Annotated in this window: 19 protein-coding genes; 17 read left to right on the forward strand and 2 right to left on the reverse strand. The window is 27.7% G+C overall.

Features of this window, described 5'->3' with window-relative positions:
• The first annotated feature begins 195 nt into the window (after positions 1-195).
• The 11 genes from RYM86_RS05545 to RYM86_RS05595 all read left to right on the forward strand — a co-directional run bounded on the left by RYM86_RS05545 (position 196) and on the right by RYM86_RS05595 (position 10,850).
• Positions 196-1,227, forward strand: coding sequence for an ABC transporter substrate-binding protein (locus RYM86_RS05545; RefSeq protein ID WP_315078490.1), 1,032 nt, complete (start codon positions 196-198; stop codon positions 1,225-1,227).
• Positions 1,224-2,213 (forward strand): iron ABC transporter permease, encoded by a 990-nt coding sequence (locus RYM86_RS05550; RefSeq protein WP_315078493.1) that lies wholly within the window; start codon positions 1,224-1,226, stop codon positions 2,211-2,213. The genes RYM86_RS05545 and RYM86_RS05550 overlap by 4 nt, the downstream gene beginning before the upstream one ends.
• The gene (locus RYM86_RS05555; protein ID WP_315078495.1) at positions 2,210-2,989 is read left to right on the forward strand and encodes an ABC transporter ATP-binding protein; all 780 of its coding nucleotides are present in this window, start codon (positions 2,210-2,212) and stop codon (positions 2,987-2,989) included. The genes RYM86_RS05550 and RYM86_RS05555 overlap by 4 nt, the downstream gene beginning before the upstream one ends.
• Before the next feature lie 91 nt (positions 2,990-3,080).
• Positions 3,081-3,896 (forward strand): selenium cofactor biosynthesis protein YqeC, encoded by an 816-nt coding sequence (yqeC, locus tag RYM86_RS05560; RefSeq protein ID WP_315078497.1) that lies wholly within the window; start codon positions 3,081-3,083, stop codon positions 3,894-3,896.
• Between the two features lie 118 nt (positions 3,897-4,014).
• The gene (gene yqeB, locus RYM86_RS05565; protein WP_315078499.1) at positions 4,015-4,803 is read left to right on the forward strand and encodes a selenium-dependent molybdenum cofactor biosynthesis protein YqeB; all 789 of its coding nucleotides are present in this window, start codon (positions 4,015-4,017) and stop codon (positions 4,801-4,803) included.
• A 440-nt stretch (positions 4,804-5,243) separates the two neighbouring features.
• Positions 5,244-5,864: a sulfurtransferase-like selenium metabolism protein YedF gene (gene yedF, locus RYM86_RS05570; protein WP_315078501.1), complete on the forward strand. Its 621-nt coding sequence runs from the start codon at positions 5,244-5,246 to the stop codon at positions 5,862-5,864.
• 193 nt (positions 5,865-6,057) lie between these two features.
• Positions 6,058-7,095, forward strand: coding sequence for a selenide, water dikinase SelD (gene selD, locus RYM86_RS05575; protein ID WP_315078503.1), 1,038 nt, complete (start codon positions 6,058-6,060; stop codon positions 7,093-7,095).
• Positions 7,096-7,194: 99 nt separating this feature from the next.
• Entirely contained in the window at positions 7,195-8,346 is a 1,152-nt protein-coding gene (locus RYM86_RS05580) for a double-cubane-cluster-containing anaerobic reductase (RefSeq protein ID WP_315078505.1), read from the forward strand.
• Between the two features lie 49 nt (positions 8,347-8,395).
• The gene (locus RYM86_RS05585) at positions 8,396-9,160 is read left to right on the forward strand and encodes an acyl-CoA dehydratase activase (RefSeq protein WP_315078507.1); all 765 of its coding nucleotides are present in this window, start codon (positions 8,396-8,398) and stop codon (positions 9,158-9,160) included.
• Between the two features lie 52 nt (positions 9,161-9,212).
• Complete coding sequence (locus RYM86_RS05590) at positions 9,213-9,803, forward strand: nucleotidyltransferase family protein (protein ID WP_315078509.1); 591 nt, start codon at positions 9,213-9,215, stop codon at positions 9,801-9,803.
• A 6-nt stretch (positions 9,804-9,809) separates the two neighbouring features.
• Positions 9,810-10,850 carry an XdhC/CoxI family protein gene (locus tag RYM86_RS05595; RefSeq protein ID WP_315078511.1) on the forward strand — a complete coding sequence of 347 codons (1,041 nt, stop codon included), beginning with the start codon at positions 9,810-9,812 and terminating at the stop codon, positions 10,848-10,850.
• A gap of 886 nt (positions 10,851-11,736) precedes the next feature.
• Here RYM86_RS05595 and RYM86_RS05600 read toward each other — a convergent pair.
• Entirely contained in the window at positions 11,737-12,072 is a 336-nt protein-coding gene (locus RYM86_RS05600) for a hypothetical protein (protein WP_315078513.1), read from the reverse strand.
• 33 nt (positions 12,073-12,105) lie between these two features.
• Between RYM86_RS05600 and RYM86_RS05605 the strand changes: the two genes are divergently transcribed.
• The 6 genes from RYM86_RS05605 to RYM86_RS05630 all read left to right on the forward strand — a co-directional run bounded on the left by RYM86_RS05605 (position 12,106) and on the right by RYM86_RS05630 (position 17,226).
• Positions 12,106-12,279 carry a hypothetical protein gene (locus RYM86_RS05605; RefSeq protein ID WP_315078514.1) on the forward strand — a complete coding sequence of 58 codons (174 nt, stop codon included), beginning with the start codon at positions 12,106-12,108 and terminating at the stop codon, positions 12,277-12,279.
• Positions 12,280-12,608: 329 nt separating this feature from the next.
• A complete protein-coding gene (locus RYM86_RS05610) occupies positions 12,609-12,956 on the forward strand; it encodes a hypothetical protein (RefSeq protein WP_315078516.1) in 348 nt (115 codons plus the stop codon).
• Between the two features lie 105 nt (positions 12,957-13,061).
• Positions 13,062-14,084, forward strand: coding sequence for a hypothetical protein (locus RYM86_RS05615; RefSeq protein WP_315078518.1), 1,023 nt, complete (start codon positions 13,062-13,064; stop codon positions 14,082-14,084).
• A gap of 443 nt (positions 14,085-14,527) precedes the next feature.
• Entirely contained in the window at positions 14,528-15,496 is a 969-nt protein-coding gene (locus RYM86_RS05620) for a phage tail tip lysozyme (protein ID WP_315078521.1), read from the forward strand.
• 216 nt (positions 15,497-15,712) lie between these two features.
• A protein-coding gene (locus RYM86_RS05625) for an IS1595 family transposase (RefSeq protein WP_315078523.1) occupies positions 15,713-16,737 on the forward strand; the annotation gives its coding sequence in 2 pieces (ribosomal slippage) (positions 15,713-16,682 and positions 16,682-16,737; 1,026 coding nt in all).
• A gap of 141 nt (positions 16,738-16,878) precedes the next feature.
• On the forward strand, positions 16,879-17,226 hold the full coding sequence (locus RYM86_RS05630; protein WP_315078526.1) for a TIGR04076 family protein: 348 nt from the start codon (positions 16,879-16,881) through the stop codon (positions 17,224-17,226).
• A gap of 293 nt (positions 17,227-17,519) precedes the next feature.
• Here the strand turns inward: RYM86_RS05630 and RYM86_RS05635 are convergent, their stop codons facing one another.
• Positions 17,520-18,182, reverse strand: coding sequence for a hypothetical protein (locus RYM86_RS05635; protein ID WP_315078528.1), 663 nt, complete (start codon positions 18,180-18,182; stop codon positions 17,520-17,522).
• Positions 18,183-18,606 lie beyond the last annotated feature (424 nt).

An 18,606-nucleotide genomic window follows, 5' to 3' on the forward strand; every position in this document is an offset into this window, starting at 1 on the left:
ACTAATAAATATTAACTTATTAAAAGTAAAACTTTATATCAAACCTAGTATTTTATTTATACTAGGTTTGATTTTAACTAAAAATATGATTAAAAATAAATCATACTTTAAACATAAATGTAAGATATATACTGGGAATGTAAGGATACATATGCAATAATATAACTAAAATACATAATAAGGAAGGGGTACCATATGAGAAAAATAAAAAGAATTTCGTCAATCGTACTAGCAGTTATATTTATGACAACTTTTTTTATTGGATGTGGAAAAAGTAAAGAAGTAACAAGTAATGTGGATAAAGCCATTACTGTTGAAGATCAATTAGGAAGAAAAGTAGAAATCAAAGGTGAAGTAAATAAGATAGTTTCAAGCTATCCTATTTCAACCTCACTTTTAATAGCTTTAGGTATTAAAGATAAAGTCGCAGGTGTTGAAATGCAACCTAAAGATAGAGAACTTTATAAGAGAGTTGCAACAGAATTTTTTGAAATCCCACAAGTTGGTTCTGCTAAAAGCATAAATGTAGAAGAGTGTGCGAAAATAAATCCAGATTTAGTTATAATTCCAACTAGAATTAAAGATATTATTCCTAAATTTGAACAACTTAATATTCCAGTTATAGCTGTGGAACCAGAATCATTGGATTCATTTTTAGAATGTGTAAAACTTATAGGAAAGTCTACTAATACAGAAGAAAGAGCTAATGAAATAGTAAAATATTATGAAGATAATTTAGAAAAAGTAAAGAAAATAAATGAAGATAGTGCTAATAAACCTAATGTTTACTTAGCAGGAAGTGCAAATGTTTTAAGAACATGTACATCAAAAATGTATCAAGATTATATGATAAAAGCTTCTGGTGGAAATAATGTAACTTCATCTCTTGAAGATGGTTATTGGGTAGATATATCAGCTGAACAATTATTAGCTTATAATCCAGATATTATTTATATAGTTCAATATGCTAAGTATAGTGTAGAAGATGTGCTTAATGATGAAAGATTAAAAGATGTAAATGCAATAAAGAATAAGAAAGTTTTCTCAATACCATCAGTAATAGAACCTTGGGATTATCCAACTCCATCATCAATTCTAGGTATTCTTTGGATGACAAATAATATTAATCCAGATAAGTATTCGAAAGATGAATTTGAAAAGATGGCAAAAGATTTTTATAAGAAATTTTTTAACTTAGAAGTAGATAATAAGGATATTGGAATATGAAATTAAAATCTTCTAAAATTATAAGTAGCATTGTTTTATTGATATTAATAATTATGTCTCTATTAATAGGAAGATATAATATTAAACCAATAGATATAATAAGTACTATGTTTTGTGGACAATCTAATTCATTAGAATTTAACTTGATTTGGAATATAAGATTTTCAAGAGTGATATTAGTTTCAATAAGCGGAGCTGCATTATCACTATCAGGAATTGTTTTTCAAAGTATATTTCAAAATCCTATAGTATCTGCTGATGTACTTGGCGTAAGCTCAGGAGCTTCACTAGGTGCAGCAATTGCCATAGTGTTTTTGCCTTTCTCGCCAATAATAATTCAAATAATGGCATTTATTTTTGGAATAGGAGCAGTGATTTTTTCATTACTTTTATCTAGGCAAATGAGAAGTAATAGAATATTAGCTCTTATTATAGCAGGGATTGTAACTGGTGCAATATCATCATCATTTTTAATGATTATAAAGTACTTAGCAGACCCATATAAAGAATTACCATCAATAGATTTTTGGTTAATGGGCGGATTTTATAATAGTTCATGGAACAGTGTAGTTTATGTATTTATATTAACAACTATATCAACAGTAATATTATTTTTATTTAGATGGAGATTAAAGGTACTTACTATGGGAGATGAACAGGCAAAGCTTTTAGGTGTAAATGTTAAAGTTATTAGAATAATTGCTATATTTTCAGCAACTCTTTCAGTATCAACGGTAGTTTCTGTTGCTGGAATTATAAGTTGGATAGGTCTACTAGCACCTCATATAGTAAAGTTCTATGCTAAGGATGATATATCAGAAGTTATGGGATTAACTATGATTGTTGGAGCAATAATACTTATAATAGCAGATACTATTGCAAGAAGTTTAACTTCAACAGAAATCCCAGTAAGTATATTAACTTCGTTAGTAGGTGCACCATTTTTAGTTTATATTCTTAATCGAAAGGAAAATATTATTAGATGAAAAGCGATTTAGAAATAAATAATTTAAGTGTTAGATATTCAAATAAAACAGTTTTAAAAAATATTAATTTAGTACTTAATAAAGGCGAAGTTACCATTCTTTTGGGATTAAATGGAGCAGGAAAAACAACTTTATTAAAGTCTATGATTGGACTTATGAAGAGCATAAGTGGTGAAGTGATTTATGATAATAAAGATATATTAAAACTATCTAATAAAGAGAGAGGAAAATTAATATCTTATATTTCTCAAAACTTGCATACAAGTCAAAATTATAGTGTAAAAGATATTATTCTTATGGGAATTACACCATACCTTGGAGTATTTGATATGCCAACTAAAGAACACTATAAATTAGTTGAAGAAATACTTAAAAAACTAAATATAGAGTATTTAAAAGACAAGTATATAGGTGACATAAGTGGCGGCGAAAGAAGGTTAGTTTATTTAGCAAGGATATTTATTCAAAATTCTAATATCATACTTTTGGATGAACCAAATACTTTTTTAGATTATGTAAAACAGCATGAATTTTTTAAATTTATTAGTGACTTAATCAGAGAAAATAATTTAATAAATTTGATTACAGTACATGATATTAATTTAGCATTAAGATATGCAGATAAGATAGTGATATTAAATGAAAACGAAATAGTTGATATTGTTGATTGTAAGATTGAAGGCTATGAGAAAAAATTTATAAGTTTAATGGAGAAAATTTATAACAAAAAACTTGAAGTTTCTTATACGAAGTTTGGCCCATTTATAGTCTGTTAACACACAATATAGATTGTTTTTTTTAAATAATAAATTAATACAATAAGGTTTAAAATTAAAAAAGCACATAAAGGAGACAAGTTAACATAATATGAAATTTTTAAAATGTGAGAATGGAAAAATAAATAAGGTAACATCACTAGTACAAGCCTTAAATATAGATATTAATAAAAAAATGATAATTTCATTTGTTGGGGGTGGCGGTAAGACAAGCTTGATATATGAATTAGGCTCTGAGCTAAGTAAATTAGGAAAAAAGGTTATTATAACTACTACAACCCATATGCACATGCCTGAAGAAAATGTAGTTTTAACAGATAAAAAAGATGATGTTTTAAATTTATTGTATAGCAAAAATATGATTACTGTAGGACAGAAATGTATTAATAAATCTAATGTTCATAAATACAGCAATTTAATAAATAAAGAAAATATTCAATGTGTTGAAGAAGTAAAGGTAGAAAAAATACAAGGTTTTTCAATTGAATTTACTAGAGAGCTAATAGAGTATTGTGATTTTTTATTGATAGAAGCAGATGGAGCTAAAAGATTACCTTTAAAAATGCCTGCAAATCATGAGCCAGTAATATTAGAACAAAGTAATTTAGTTATAGGGGTATGCGGTATTGATGCAGTAGGGAAAAGCATTAAAGAGACGTGTCATAGAAAAGAATTAGTTACAAAGTTTTTAAATGTAGATGAAGAACATAAAATCAATGAAGAAGATGTAGCTAAGATTCTATTAAGTGAAAAAGGTCAAAAGAAAAATGTTAAGTGTGATTATAAAGTAATTATAAATAAAGTAGATGATAGTGAAAAACTAAATATAGGTAGGAATATTTTAAGTGAATTTTTAAAGTTAGGAGTTAATGAATTAATATTAACAACTTTTAAAGGTGATATTTAAAAGCATAAAGTTTTAACGGAATGTGATATATGTATAAGAAAAAGTGGATTGAGTAATTAAATCAGTTCATAAAAATTTAAAGTATATAGTTTATAAATATTAAAAGGAGTACGGAATTATGATAGTAATAAAGGGTGCTGGAGACTTGGCAACTGGAGTTGCCACTAGATTAAAAAAATGCGGGTTTGATATAGTTATGACAGAAATTCCAGAGCCAACTACAGTAAGACGAACAGTAGCTTTTTCACAAGCTGTTTATGATAAAAAAGTAGAAGTTGAGGGTATAACAGCAGTACTTGCTTCAAATAAAAAAGACATAAATAAGATTGTTGAAGAAGGTAATGTGGCAATTGTAGTTGATGAAAAGGCAGAAATAATAGATGAAATTAAGCCAGAAGTAATAATTGATGCTATTATAGCTAAGAAAAATTTAGGTACAGAAATTGATGATGCTAATATTGTAATCGCTTTAGGTCCTGGATTTACAGCAGGCGTTGATTGTCATTGTGTTATTGAAACGAAACGAGGTCATTATTTAGGAAAACCTATATATAAAGGAAGTGCTATACCAAATACAGGAGTTCCAGGAGAAATTGGTGGATATAGTAAAGAAAGAATAATAAGAGCTATAGATGATGGAAAAATAGAACCTGTTTCTAAAATAGGAGATTATGTGAACAAGGGTGATATTGTAGCATATGTTAATGGAATTCCAGTTTTTGCAAAATTGGATGGTATAGTACGTGGAATGCTTCAAAAAGATGTCAATGTTTTTAAGGGAATGAAGAGTGGAGACATTGATCCAAGATGTGAAAAAAATCATTGTTTTACAATTTCAGATAAAGCTAGATCAATAGGGGGAGGGGTTTTAGAAGCAATTCTGCATTTGAGTAATTTTAAGTTTTAGTAGAATGTTGATATGTGCATACATGAAGCAGACTGAGCAATTGAACTTAGGAATACTAAAAATGAGTATAGTCCAATTTTAGCTTGTTCCAAATATAAAATTTAGACAAGCAGTAAATTTGACAATACTCATTAAGAATTCTCAAAGTCCAATTGCAATGCTACTTCACATATTGCATATATCGACATGAACTAAAAAACAAAATATAAATTAAGTAATTTAAAAATTAAGTTTATATTATAGTATAAAGCTCGTGGACTTAGGAATTTACTTTAAGAATTCTAAAAAGCAAATTCCAATGCCACTGCGTCATTATACTATAATGTAAACAATTATTTTTAAATTTACATGTAAAAAAGTATAGTCCGATTTTAGTTTGTTCCAAATGTAAAATTAGGACAAACAGCAAATTTAGAAGAGTATGGTTAGGAGGATTTATTATGAATAAAATAATTAATGCAAAGGGAAAGAACTGTCCAATACCTGTAATAATGGCAAAGAAGGAAATTGATAATGGAAATATTGATTTTGTAGTTGAAATTGATAATAAAATAGCTAATGAAAATTTAAAAAAATTAGGAAATAGTATGAACTTTGAAACAAAATCAGAAGAAGTTAATGGAATATTTAAAGTACATTTTTTAAAAGATAAGGCCCAGAATAATGAATCAGAAATTTGCGAAGAGTGTAATGAAATAATAGAGGAAATTAAAAAAGATAAATTAGGTACATGGTCAATATTTGTTGGTAAAGAAATTATAGGTTCTGGAAGTGAAGACCTTGGAAAGTCACTTATGAAAATGTATTTTTACACAATGGTGGAATCTGATGATTTACCAAAATCAATTTTATTTATGAATGATGGAGTTAAAGTACCAAGCTTAAATGAACAAGTTGTAGAACACTTAAAAGAACTAGAAAATAAGGGCGTTGAAATTTTAGTATGTGGTACATGTCTTAATTTCTATGGCTTAGAAGAGGAATTGAAAGTTGGAAGAGTAAGTAACATGTATGAAATATCTAATTACATGAAAGAAGCAGCAAAAGTTATTACTATATAGAATTAAGATGTGTTTAAGAAGTGTGTTGATATATGCATAAGTAAAATGGACTGAGTAATCGAACTTAGGAACACTAAAAATGAGTATAGTCTCATTATAGCACTATTTCGCCTATTTAATATATCAACATTATATTAAAGCATAGTCAGAAATTAAAAACATTTTAAAGTAATAAGTTAGGGGGAGAGAAGACATGTCAAAAGATATAAAACTTACGAGTTTAACTAAAAATTCAGGGTGTGCAGCTAAGATAGGACCTGGAGTTCTTCAAAATGTATTAAGTAGTCTACCTAAATTTGAAGATGAAAATTTAATTATAGGCTTTGATACAAGTGATGACGCGTGTGTATACAAAATTAATGATGATACGGTAGTAATAAAAACAGTAGACTTTTTTCCACCAATGGTAGATGATCCATATACTTTTGGACAAGTTGCAGCAGCTAATGCACTTAGCGATATTTATGCTATGGGAGGAAATCCTTCAATAGCTATGAATTTAATTTGTTTTCCATCTTGTTTAGATATATCAATCATGCGAGAGATACTTGCTGGAGGTTATGACAAGGTAAAAGAAGCAGGTGCAGTAATTGCAGGTGGACATACTATAGCTGATCCAACACCTAAATATGGACTTTGTGTAAGTGGATTTGCACATCCAAAAGAAATACTTTCAAATAGTAATGCTAAAACTGGAGATGTAATCGTACTTACTAAACCTTTAGGAATAGGAATTATGAATACTGCTGCTAAGGCAGAATTAATAGATGAAAATAAAATTAAAGAAGTTACATCAATTATGTCTACATTAAATAAGTATGCTAAGGAATGTACTTCAGGATTAGAAATTCATTCATGTACTGATGTCACTGGTTTTGGACTTGTTGGACATAGTTATGAAATGGCAAGTGGAAGTCAAAAAACAATAGAAATTTTTAGTGAATCTGTACCAATTATAGATGGAACATTGGATTATGCCAAAATGGGAATTATACCTGAAGGTATGTACAATAATCTTGATTATTTAAAAGATAAGTTTGCAGTAGGATCAAACATATCACAAGAGTTACAAGATGTGCTAATAGATCCACAAACATCAGGAGGGCTATTACTTTCACTTCCAGAAAAACATGCAAAAGAATTTTTATCAAGAATGGAAAATTTCACTCTATATGCTAGGATAATAGGTCAAGTTGTTGAAAAAGGTGATAAAGCTATAGTTATTAAATAATTTGAATATGTTTTAGTATGTGCTTCATATATGAATAAGCAAAGGTGACTGAGTAATTTTAAAAAATATAAAAAACATTATAAATAAATGGAGGGTATTATGGAATTACAAAAAAATTTACCAGAGATATTTGAAGAATTTGCAGAAGGAAGAAGAAATGCTTTTATTAAGGCTAAAGAGCTTAAAGATAAGAATGTGCCTTTAATTGGAGCATTCTGTACGTATTTTCCACAAGAATTAGGATTAGCTATGGGAGCAGCTACTGTTTCAGTATGTTCAACATCTGATGAAACTATAGCTGATGCAGAACAAGATCTTCCGCGTAATTTATGTCCTTTAATAAAATCTAGTTATGGGTTTGCTAAAACTGATAAATGTCCTTTCTTTTTCTTTTCTGATTTAATTGTTGGAGAAACAACTTGTGATGGAAAAAAGAAAATGTATGAATATCTTTCGGAGTTTAAACCTGTACATGTTATGGAACTTCCAAATTCTCAACGTGAAGATGGATTAAAATTATGGAAAAATGAAATTATTAGATTAAAATCAGCTTTAGAAGAAATGTTTAATGTAGAAATAACAGAAGATGATATAAGAAAAGCAATTAAAATAAAAAATAATGAACGTAAAGCATTAAAGAAATTCTATGAATTAGGTAAAAAAGAGCCAGTTACAATGTTAGGACAAGATATGTTTAAAGTTATAAATGGAACAACATTTAGCTTTGACAAAGAAAAAATTCCAAATCAAATGGAGGAATTAATTAATAAGGTTAATTCAGAATATGAATCGGAAAAAAAATATGAATCTAAGCCTCGTATATTAATTACTGGTTGTCCTATTGGCGGAGCTACTGAAAAAGTTATTAAAGCAATTGAAGATAATGGAGCTTATGTAGTTGCTTTTGAAAATTGTAGTGTTGCGAAAGCAGTTGATGAATTAGTTGATGAAGAAAATCCAGATGTTTATGATGCACTTGCTCGTAAATATTTATCTATTGGATGTTCTTGTATGACTCCTAATCCAAATAGAATTAAACTTCTTAATAAAATGATTGATGAATACAAAGTAGATGCTGTAGTTGATGTGATATTAACAGCTTGTCACACATATAATGTTGAAACTTTATCAATTAAAAGATTTGTAAATGATGAAAAAAGCAGGCCTTATATGAGTGTTGAAACTGACTTTTCTATGAATGATATTGGTCAATTAAATACTAGAATGGCTGCATTTATAGAGATGCTTTAAATTTTATATGGGAATATGCAAATGTTAAGAATATACGAGGAAGTAAATTATGAGTAAATATACTTTAGGAATTGATTCAGGGTCAACAACTACAAAAGGTGTATTATTTGATGGTAAAACAATTGTAAAAACAATGCTTATAAAAACAGCTGCAAAACCAAAGGAAAGCATTTATAAAATCTATAATGAACTTTATTCTAAGGATGTAGAATATACAATAGCCACAGGTTATGGTAGGAAATTGTTGGAAGAAGCTAATAAAACTGTTACTGAAATAACTTGTCATGCAAAAGGTGCAGCTTTTCTAAATCCTAGTATTAAAGGGGTTATAGATATAGGCGGACAAGATTCTAAAGTTATTTTATTAGATAAATCTTCAAATGTTGTAGATTTTTTAATGAATGATAAATGTGCTGCTGGAACTGGTAGATTTGTTGAAGTTATGATGAGAATTTTAGAGGAAGATATAACTGATATTGATGATTTTGTGAAAAATAGAAAACCAGTAAATATAACTAGTATGTGTACTGTTTTTGCAGAAAGTGAAATTATTAGCCTTCTTGCAAGAGATGTTCATAGGGGGGATATTGCTCTCGGAATTATTCATTCAATCTGTAGACGAACAGCTAATTTTGCGCAAAAATTGAATTTACAAGATGAGATATTTTTTAGTGGTGGACTTGCATCCTCTGAAGCTTTTAGAGCAACCCTTGAAAGTTATCTTAACAAAAAAGTATCAATTAATAAATTAAGTCAGTTTGCAGGTGCAATTGGTGCAGCTACTATTGGATATAAAAAGTTAAATAAAAAATGATGAAGGGAAGTTACACAAAATAGCAATATTATTATGTGTAATTAAAAATAATATGATGAAAATAAATTTAATATTATTAGCATCAGGGAACAGCAGTAGGTTTAAAAGTAACAAGTTATTAACTATTGTTAATAATAAGCCAATGTATATGAATGTAATAGATGAAGTCCTAAGAATAAATTTTAATAAGATAATTTTAGTTACTCAATATAAGGAAATTAAATCAGCGTTATTAAAAAAGCCTATAGAAGTTATTATGAATAGAAATAGTGAACTTGGAATATCTCATTCTATTGAGCTTGGAATGAAAAATGATATTGAAGCAGATGCATATATGTTTATGGTATGTGATCAACCATTTATATCATCAAAAACTATAGAAAATTTGATATTTAGATTCGTGAAAAGTAAAAAAGGAATGGCATGTGTTGAATTTAATGGGAACTTATGCAATCCAACTATATTTTCTAAAAAATATATTAATGAATTGTTGGATTTAAAAGGTGATGTCGGAGGAAAAGCAGTTATGAAAAAACATCTTGATGATTTAGAAAAAGTTTCAATAGAAAATGAAATAGAAATTAAGGATATAGATACTAAAGAAGAATTAATTAAGGTATCGTATAATAATATAGTGAGGTAAGAGAGTATGAAGAAAAATTTTTATAAAGATCTTTTTAAAAAATTAAAGTTAAATGAAGAAGCATTTGTAGTTACTGTTATAGAGGGAGAATATGATGGTAAAAATATAGCAGGACAGAAGTTATTTAAAAGTAAAGAAAATATATCTATAGAGGACAATAGTATTAAAAATTTCTGGAATGAAATTTTAAGCAGAGTAGATTTTAATAAAGGGACATATGTTTTAGAATTAGATAATAAAATAAAATTATTTGTAGAGTATATTATAGGACAGCTTAATTTGGTTATATGTGGTGGAGGACATGTAGCTTTACCTTTATGTCAAATGGCTAATTTATTAGAGTTTAATACTACAGTAATTGATAGTAGAAAAGAATTTGCTAATAAAGAAAGATTTCCTATTGCAGATAAGATTATATGCAAAGATTTTAGTGAAGCACTTAAGGAAGTAACATTTAATAAAAATACTTATTTTGTTATAGTTACAAGAGGTCATAAAGATGATAGAACTTGTTTAGAAATAGTTCTTGAAAATGATTTTTACTACGTTGGCATGATTGGAAGTAAAGGAAAAGTAAAATTTGTGATAAATAGTTTACTAGAAACGGGATATAAAAAAGAAGAAATTGATAAAGTGCATACCCCAATAGGTATTAGTATAGGAGCAAAAACACCAGCAGAATTAGCAGTAAGCATTTTAGCGGAAATAGTACAGGTTAAGAATGAAAAAATAATAAGTACTATACCAGATAACATTTCTAATGCTATATTAAATAGAAATGAACCAATGATTTTAGCTACAATAATTGAAAAACATGGATCAGGTCCTAGAGATGCTGGAACTAAAATGCTTGTATATAAAAATGGAGAATTTATTGGTACTGTTGGCGGGGGAAGTGTAGAAAATTCAGTTTATAAAAGAGCACTAAAGTTATTTGAAGAAAAAGAATCCATTTTAGAAGAATATGATTTATCAAATTCTGCTTCTGCAAAACTTGGAATGGTTTGTGGAGGAAACATAAAAGTATTCTTTGAATTTATTAATTAAAACCTAATACTACTTATGTTCAAGATGAAATTAGCATTATATTAGATGCATTATTTAGCATTACTGCAAATTCATTTGAATTATTCTCAGTAGGAATTGGATTAACAGCTATGTATGTTAATATGTATACTGATTTGCTCGATAGAGCAGCAGTTGTAGCTTTGCAGTATTCTTTTTCTGGAAGGTTGGCGATAAGATATATGGAATATATGTAATATAGTTTAAAAAATTAAAAACTGTTTTAGGGGAGGGCATTTGGTAATAAATATTCAGAATTTAATGAAACTGAACCTATAATTTTTAAAGAAGATAATGTAAATACTTTATTACATGAAATACGGAAAAAAAAGTCTGAAAAGAAATGCGAAAACTCGCATAATACTTTAATATCAATACTATTTATATTTTCAACAGCTATTCTTTATATATTGAAAAGGGACATGCAGCCAGTGGATTATGCTTATTATGAAGTAAATTATAATTATTCATTTCAACGCATTTTCATTCCAGGTTTTACTATGGCTCAATTAATGCCTATTGGGTTAATAAAAAAAGTAAAATCAAAATTTATATGTATATTAAGTTCCTTAATTACTATTTTAGTACTAAATTTAATAGGACATTATTTATTTGTTACTTTAGGAAACTCTAAATTAACATTTATATTGTATAGTTTGTGTTTAGTAATGTATTTTTTATTTAGTCTTCTTATTTTATTTCACAAAGAGTTATATTATTATATGAAGAATTTAAAGTGGCCTAAATGGTTTATTTTATATTCTTCTGATGATGTAAAAGATAGAAAATTAATAATATCAACTACAATATATTTCACTATTTTTCTTATCTTATTTTAACTTAGAAAGAATTTAAGATTAAATTTTTTCTAAGAACCTTCTTTTGTTATATGATTATAATAAAAACATATAGCTTTATCTAAAATTTGATTTAGATAAATATTTATATCAGAATCCATAGCTTTAAGTTTATTTAACTCTCTTAAAGTAGATTCTCTGAATTGATAACTACGTTTTATATTAAATAATTCACCATCTATTGGAGTAGTAAGTCCCTTTGGAGCATAAAAATTGTTTTTAGTTTTATTATCAATTGAATTTGAAATGATTTTGTTATAATTGTTATTTAAATTATCATTTGAATTGTTAACAGAAAATGTTTTTATAGTATCGCCAACATTAATCGGAATTTCAGAAAGTTCCATTTCATCACCAAAAAAATTATTGATAAATTTGCAATGAATCAGGTTATATTAAAGGCTGCTTTTTTAGGTGCTGAATGTTCCGCTAAAGAATTAGGAATACAAAAATGCAAGAACTGTGAGATGAGTAATTTATGCATGGAAATGGATAAGATTTATGATGCAGTTGAAGAAAGCACTGTAGTTGTTAAGAAAACTTTTAACTTATAGTATAAATAATATATCTCTAGTGAATGTTTTATCATTTGCTAGAGATATATTGCTTTAAAGGATATCTATATTTCAACGTTAAATTATAAATTTTAGTATTAGTCCATATAAGGGTATCATCAACATTTCCGACAAATCCCACGCTAAGGCAATAATTGAATATAAATTTAAAATTTTAATCACGTTAAGCCAATTATAGCCAATAGAAATAAGGCTTATAGTTCTTTCGTAGGAATTGATGTTGAATATGTTAAAGAATGATTTAAAGACATTAATAGTATCATAAGAACAGATGAAAACAAAAAAATAAAAAGATCGCATTTAGCGCATTGAGTGCAGCATTGCTAAGTTGTCTATTTATACCTACAGCAGCACATGCAACATATTATTCGGCTTCAGGATATATTTCATGGTATAATGGCGAGGGCAAAATAGGTTATGATGAGAAAAAATTAACTAGCAGTGATTGTGCTACAGACCAAGAACGTGATAATCCACCAGCTGGAACCAAAATATACGTAAATGATGACACTACTGGGAAGTCAAAAGAATTTTATAAATATGATGTATGTAATTGCCCAGAAGACGTTGTATTAGATTTAACTAAGACTGGATGGAAATCATTTGGACATTCTCTTGATGAAGGATATTTGAGAGGAAGATACTTCCATGGTTAATGTTAAATAGTATCATTAAAATAAGTCAGATAAATTTAGAATATCTGACTTATTTTAATAGCAATATAATAGTATGTATTTAATATTATAAGCAGGAGGATTGCTATGAGAAGAAAATCATTGTTTAGTGGTGGTATAGTGATAATAATATCAGCGGTATTATTAATAATAGTAGGATATTGTAATACCAGTACTATTAAGGTTAATGCTAATATTAAAAATAATATATCTATTATGTATACTGATAAAGATTATAAAACAACCTATATTATATACAATATATATAATAAATTAGTTAAAAACATTTTTTCTAGGGAAAATACAAATTATTCTGATTTTAGTATAGATGAAATAAATAATACAATATATTATTCAGAGCTTGGCAATAAAAAATATGAGATATATAAGGTAGATCTATCAGATAAGGACAAAAAAGCAATAGGTTTATTAGGGAATGAGTATGCCGGTGATATATTTGATGTAAGTGATAACAAAATATTTTTCAGAACACTTACCAAAAATCCAAGAAGCTATACAATTGGAGTATTTTCTTTAAAAGACAATACAACAGAATTATGGAATAATGAAGATAATGATGTATATATATTTAATTTTTATTGGGATAAATATAACCATAAAATATATACAATAGAGCGTTCAGTTAATGAAATGGAAACTCAAGAAAAGACAATTCATAAGATATTTAAATATGATGAAAATGGAGAAAATAAACAGTTGCTATATTCAACAGATAAAGATATAAATAATATATCTGTTAATAATCAAGGTAATAAGATTATATTTGATGCAACAACAATAGAAAATAATATGCCTATAAATAGAATTTATTTATTAAATTTAAATGATAATACAGAGCAAATACTTGTAGAACCTAATGATAAATTTGAAGATACTAATTTTAGTTTAGTTAAAAAACCAAAATTCTTATTAGGCGGAAACGGATTTTATTTTTTAGGTACTACTCCAAAATCTAAGATTATTGCAGAGGTTAAAGGAAGCACTCCTACAATGTCGAATGCAATTTATTATTATGATTTTAATTCTAAGAAAATAACCTTGATATTTGAAAATACAAAAGCTGTTATTAATGAATTCAAAATAAGTTAATTTTTACTCATTTACAAATCGAACCTACATGCGTGTAGCCATTACCATTCATCATTTTATCAGCATCTATATAGGCTAAACCAATAATATATCTAATACTAATCTCATCCCTTTGTCATCTACATGAATTTTACCAATTGATTTCAAATTAAATTGTTCTATAAATAAATCTCCTCGTCTTTTTTATCCATTTAGTTCCTTAGAGTGAGTTTTGTCGGAAATGTTGGCGGTACGCCTTATAGTATACCTTGGATTCTATAAGGCCATTTTAATAAATAATATATTTTTTATTTAAATATGAAATCTAGAAAGTAATTTTTAGATTTAGGTTTACATAATTTAATAATTACCTCTTTTAGTAAGTGTAAATTATAAATCAAGCTTGATTAAATTAACTTTTAATTTACATTAAAAACTAATTTAGAATTGAGAGGTATAATAAAATGTCAGAAAATATGAACGAAAATGCAAAGTATATATATTCATTTTTTAGAAACAAGGGTTGGACAAGTAATTCTATTTGTGCAATGTTAGGAAATATGCAAGGAGAATCTGGAATTATCGCAGATATGAATGAAAGAGGCGGCGGTGGAGGATACGGTTTAGTACAATGGACACCAAAATCTAATCTTACTAATTGGGCAAACAGAAATGGGCTAAATTATAAAACTGTTGATACTCAATGTAAAAGAATCCAATGGGAGCTTGAAAATAGTCAACAGTTTTATGCAACAAAAGCTTATCCAATGAACTTTAAAAGCTTTACTCAAAGTACAGATAGCCCTACTTATTTAGCAAAGGTATTTATAAACAATTATGAAAGACCTGCTAATCCTAATCAACCTCAAAGAGGTGTTTGGGCTGAACAATGGTATAATGTTTTAGTTGATGGAGGTTCTATTACAACTCCAACTACACCACCTACTGGTGGAAACACATATACTGTTAAATCTGGTGATACTTTAAGTGGAATTGCTGTAAAATTTGGTGTTACTGTAGCTCAGCTTCAATCATGGAATGGAATCAGTAATCCTAATAAAATCTCTGTTGGACAAGTTCTTAAAGTGAAAGCGGATGCTCCATCTACACCATCTACTGGAGATGGCACATATACTATTAAATCTGGTGATACTTTAAGTGGAATTGCTGTAAAGTTTGGTGTTACTGTAGCTCAGCTTCAATCATGGAATGGAATTAGTAATCCTAATAAAATCTATGTTGGACAAGTTCTTAAAGTAAAAGGAACTTCTGGAGGATCTACTGGAAACATCACATACACTATTAAATCTGGTGATACTTTAAGTGGAATCGCTGTAAAATTCGGTGTTACTGTGAGCCAAATTCAATCATGGAACGGAATCACTAACCCTAATAAAATCTCTGTTGGACAAGTTCTTAAAATTAAAAAGTAATTTGTAAATTTTCTTTCCAAAAATAAACTATATAATATATTGAATAAATATAATTATATATTAAAGTTAATGGGCAGTATTAATAAGTTAATACTGCTCATTAACTTTAATAACAGTAGCTTTTTTAAAATTTGGTTCTGTTTTAAATGTTGATTTGTGATACTTTTATTAAAATGGGTTATTATACAAATATAACCAATTTTAGGAGGAGTATCTATGAATAACGTATCATCAGTATTAGCACAAGCAAAAGCCTTATCTGAACAAGAACAACAAGAACTATTAACTCAATTAGAAGAATATCTTGTTTTAGGTTCTCAAGTTGCACAAATAACTAAAGAAGTTAAAGAAATGAGATTTTCTAAAGGCAGAGTTTGTTGTCATTGTAATGGTACTGATGTAGTTAGAAATGGTAAAAATAAAGGTGTTCAGAGATATTTATGTAGAAATTGTCATCGTAGTTTCTCGGATTTAACTAACTCTGCTACTTATAGAAGTAAGAAAACCTTAGATAAATGGCTTAGGTATGCTAAGTGTATGTTAAATGGTTATTCCATAAGAAAATCAGCAGAAGAAGTAGAAATTAATATTGCAACTTCTTTTTACTGGCGACATAAAATACTTAACTGTATTAGTGAATTTCTTGGTGCAGGTTCTGTTGATGGAGTTGTTGAAGCAGATGAAGTTTTCTTTGCTTACTCATATAAAGGAACTAAACCAACAAATATGCCAAGACCTTCTCGTCATAGAGGTAAAGAGATTAAAAAGCGTGGTATTAGTAAAGAACAAGTTTGTGTTGCAACTGCTCTTGATAGGCAAAGTAATTTAATTATAGAGTTATTATGCACAGGCAGGATGACTTCTAACGAATTGAAACGTCTATATGGTAATCGTATAGGGGAGCATTCTATACTATGTACAGATAGCCACAAGAGTTATATGCAACTTGCTATAGATATGGAATTGGAACATAAGAGAATTAAAAGAGGTAGGCATAAAGAGGATATATACCATATTCAACACATCAACAGCCTTCACTCCAATTTAAAAAGATGGATGAGTAGGTTTAATGGAGTTGCAACAAAATATCTAAATAACTACCTTAAATGGAATAAGTGGATAAATACATTTAGCACAGATAAAGAAACTGTAAAAACTAAAAACTTGATAGTTCACAGTAATATACTCATAGTTATACTATGGTAAAGGATTTTAAGAGAATACAACCGATATTTGTATAAATTTAATTTTATTTACATAATTAATGGAATTATAATCCATAAATTATGTATAATAAGAATATAAAGTATTGAACAATCGTATTATTATGCGAGTGAGTTGTTTATTAAACTGTTCGATAAATTAGAATTTGGAGGTTAATCATGAAAAAATGGTATGATGAGGAGTACAAATTTGAAATTGAGGTAACTGGGTTTCTTCGCAGTGACCATACAGAGCGGTACTGCCGAAACGGTGAGGAAGTGGGGGATAAGTATACCTGCACCTATGGCTGTCCCATAAATTCGGATGGACAGGGTATCTGTTCCAAGGTTATGATGATTATGTTCCCAATCATGGAGTCGGTCAGAAGTGGCGGAGATTTAGAGAACATTGGTGGAAATGGTAAATATGGCAAGGATATTGTATGCCCAGATGGCTGCGTCATGTTCAGGCTGACGGCAAAGAAACTTGACAATGAGAATTTTTATAAGGGGAAGTTTTTTGATTAGTTTTGATTTTTATTGTGCTCAGTTTGAAGATAACCGAAATATATAAAATCCAATTTATCAATTAGAGTTTATGAACAATTTTAAATTATTAGGATTAAGAAGTAAAGTGGACAAATTAATTTGTCCACTTTTATACGTTCTATTATCAACACTGGTTTAAAACAGAGACTAAAATTTAAATGTAAAATAATCATATACCGTATCATTGTTCCTACACTGCATTTGGAAAGAGATATACCTCTAAAAAATACACGTCTCCACAGTGGCCTTATCGAATTTCTTATACTTAATAACTACCCATGGAAATAACCTGTTCTTGATGAGACTACAACATAAGGTATTTCTACACCATCTTTTTTTATATAGGCCTGATACAAATCATCTTGTAAATGCTCTAATCTGACCACTTTTTCTCCATATGTGTCATATAGATCTTTTTCAAATAATTTTTCCCAATCATTAGGTATAGGAGCATTTAAGGTCATATAATCAGCAAACTTTTCTAAATCATCAGCTTTACCCCCATTTTTCATATATTGCTTATATAAATTTTCAATATCAACTTTATTTAAAAATGTTTTACTCCACTTTATTTTTTCTGCTTCTGGTTTATTTTCTTGTCCATTAATTATATAATTTATAACTTTTTCTTTAATATTTTCATCTGCTGAATTATGATTTGAAGATGTTGCTTTTTCATTAGAAGTGCCATTAGAATTTTTTGGCTTATCTTTTTCCTTATGAGTATCCTTGGAATTTTGTAATGTATTTTTTGAATCATTAGTATTAGCAGAATTTTTTTCTATATTTTCTGATTCATTAATATCATTAGAGTTTTCTATAGCAGATTTATTTGAATTATCATCTACCGAATTATTTGTACTTTTAGAATCATTTGCTGAGCATGCTATTAGAAAAATTGTAAAAAATAATAAGCAAAGCATTAACTTTTTCATTATATTAATCTCCTTTATTTACTAAAATTTCATTATAATTGTAATATATATGTTTTAATAACGCAAAATTACTTTAATAATATAAATTTATAGATAATAAAAACGTTACATATTTTGTTATAAAATATGTAGCTAATTTTGTTACAATATTAGTTATATTATTAGTTACAGTAAAAGTAACCATGCATAGCTATAAACCATTGCATTTACTAATATTAATAACTTTATTTTTAATTAAATTTATAAAAATAAATAGTTTATTTATAATAATTAATTAAGTAAATTTTAATATATTTTTCTTATAATTAAAGCTTAATGAAAAACTTATCTAATATAATATAGTATAAAAAACAAAGGGCTATGACTTAGTAAAATGGACCCTATGTCAAGGACATTTAAAAAGAGGATTAAGCAGCTAAAAGCT

Origin of the sequence: uncultured Clostridium sp. (assembly GCF_963527835.1) — a bacterium.
Classification (GTDB): Bacteria; Bacillota; Clostridia; order Clostridiales; family Clostridiaceae; genus Clostridium.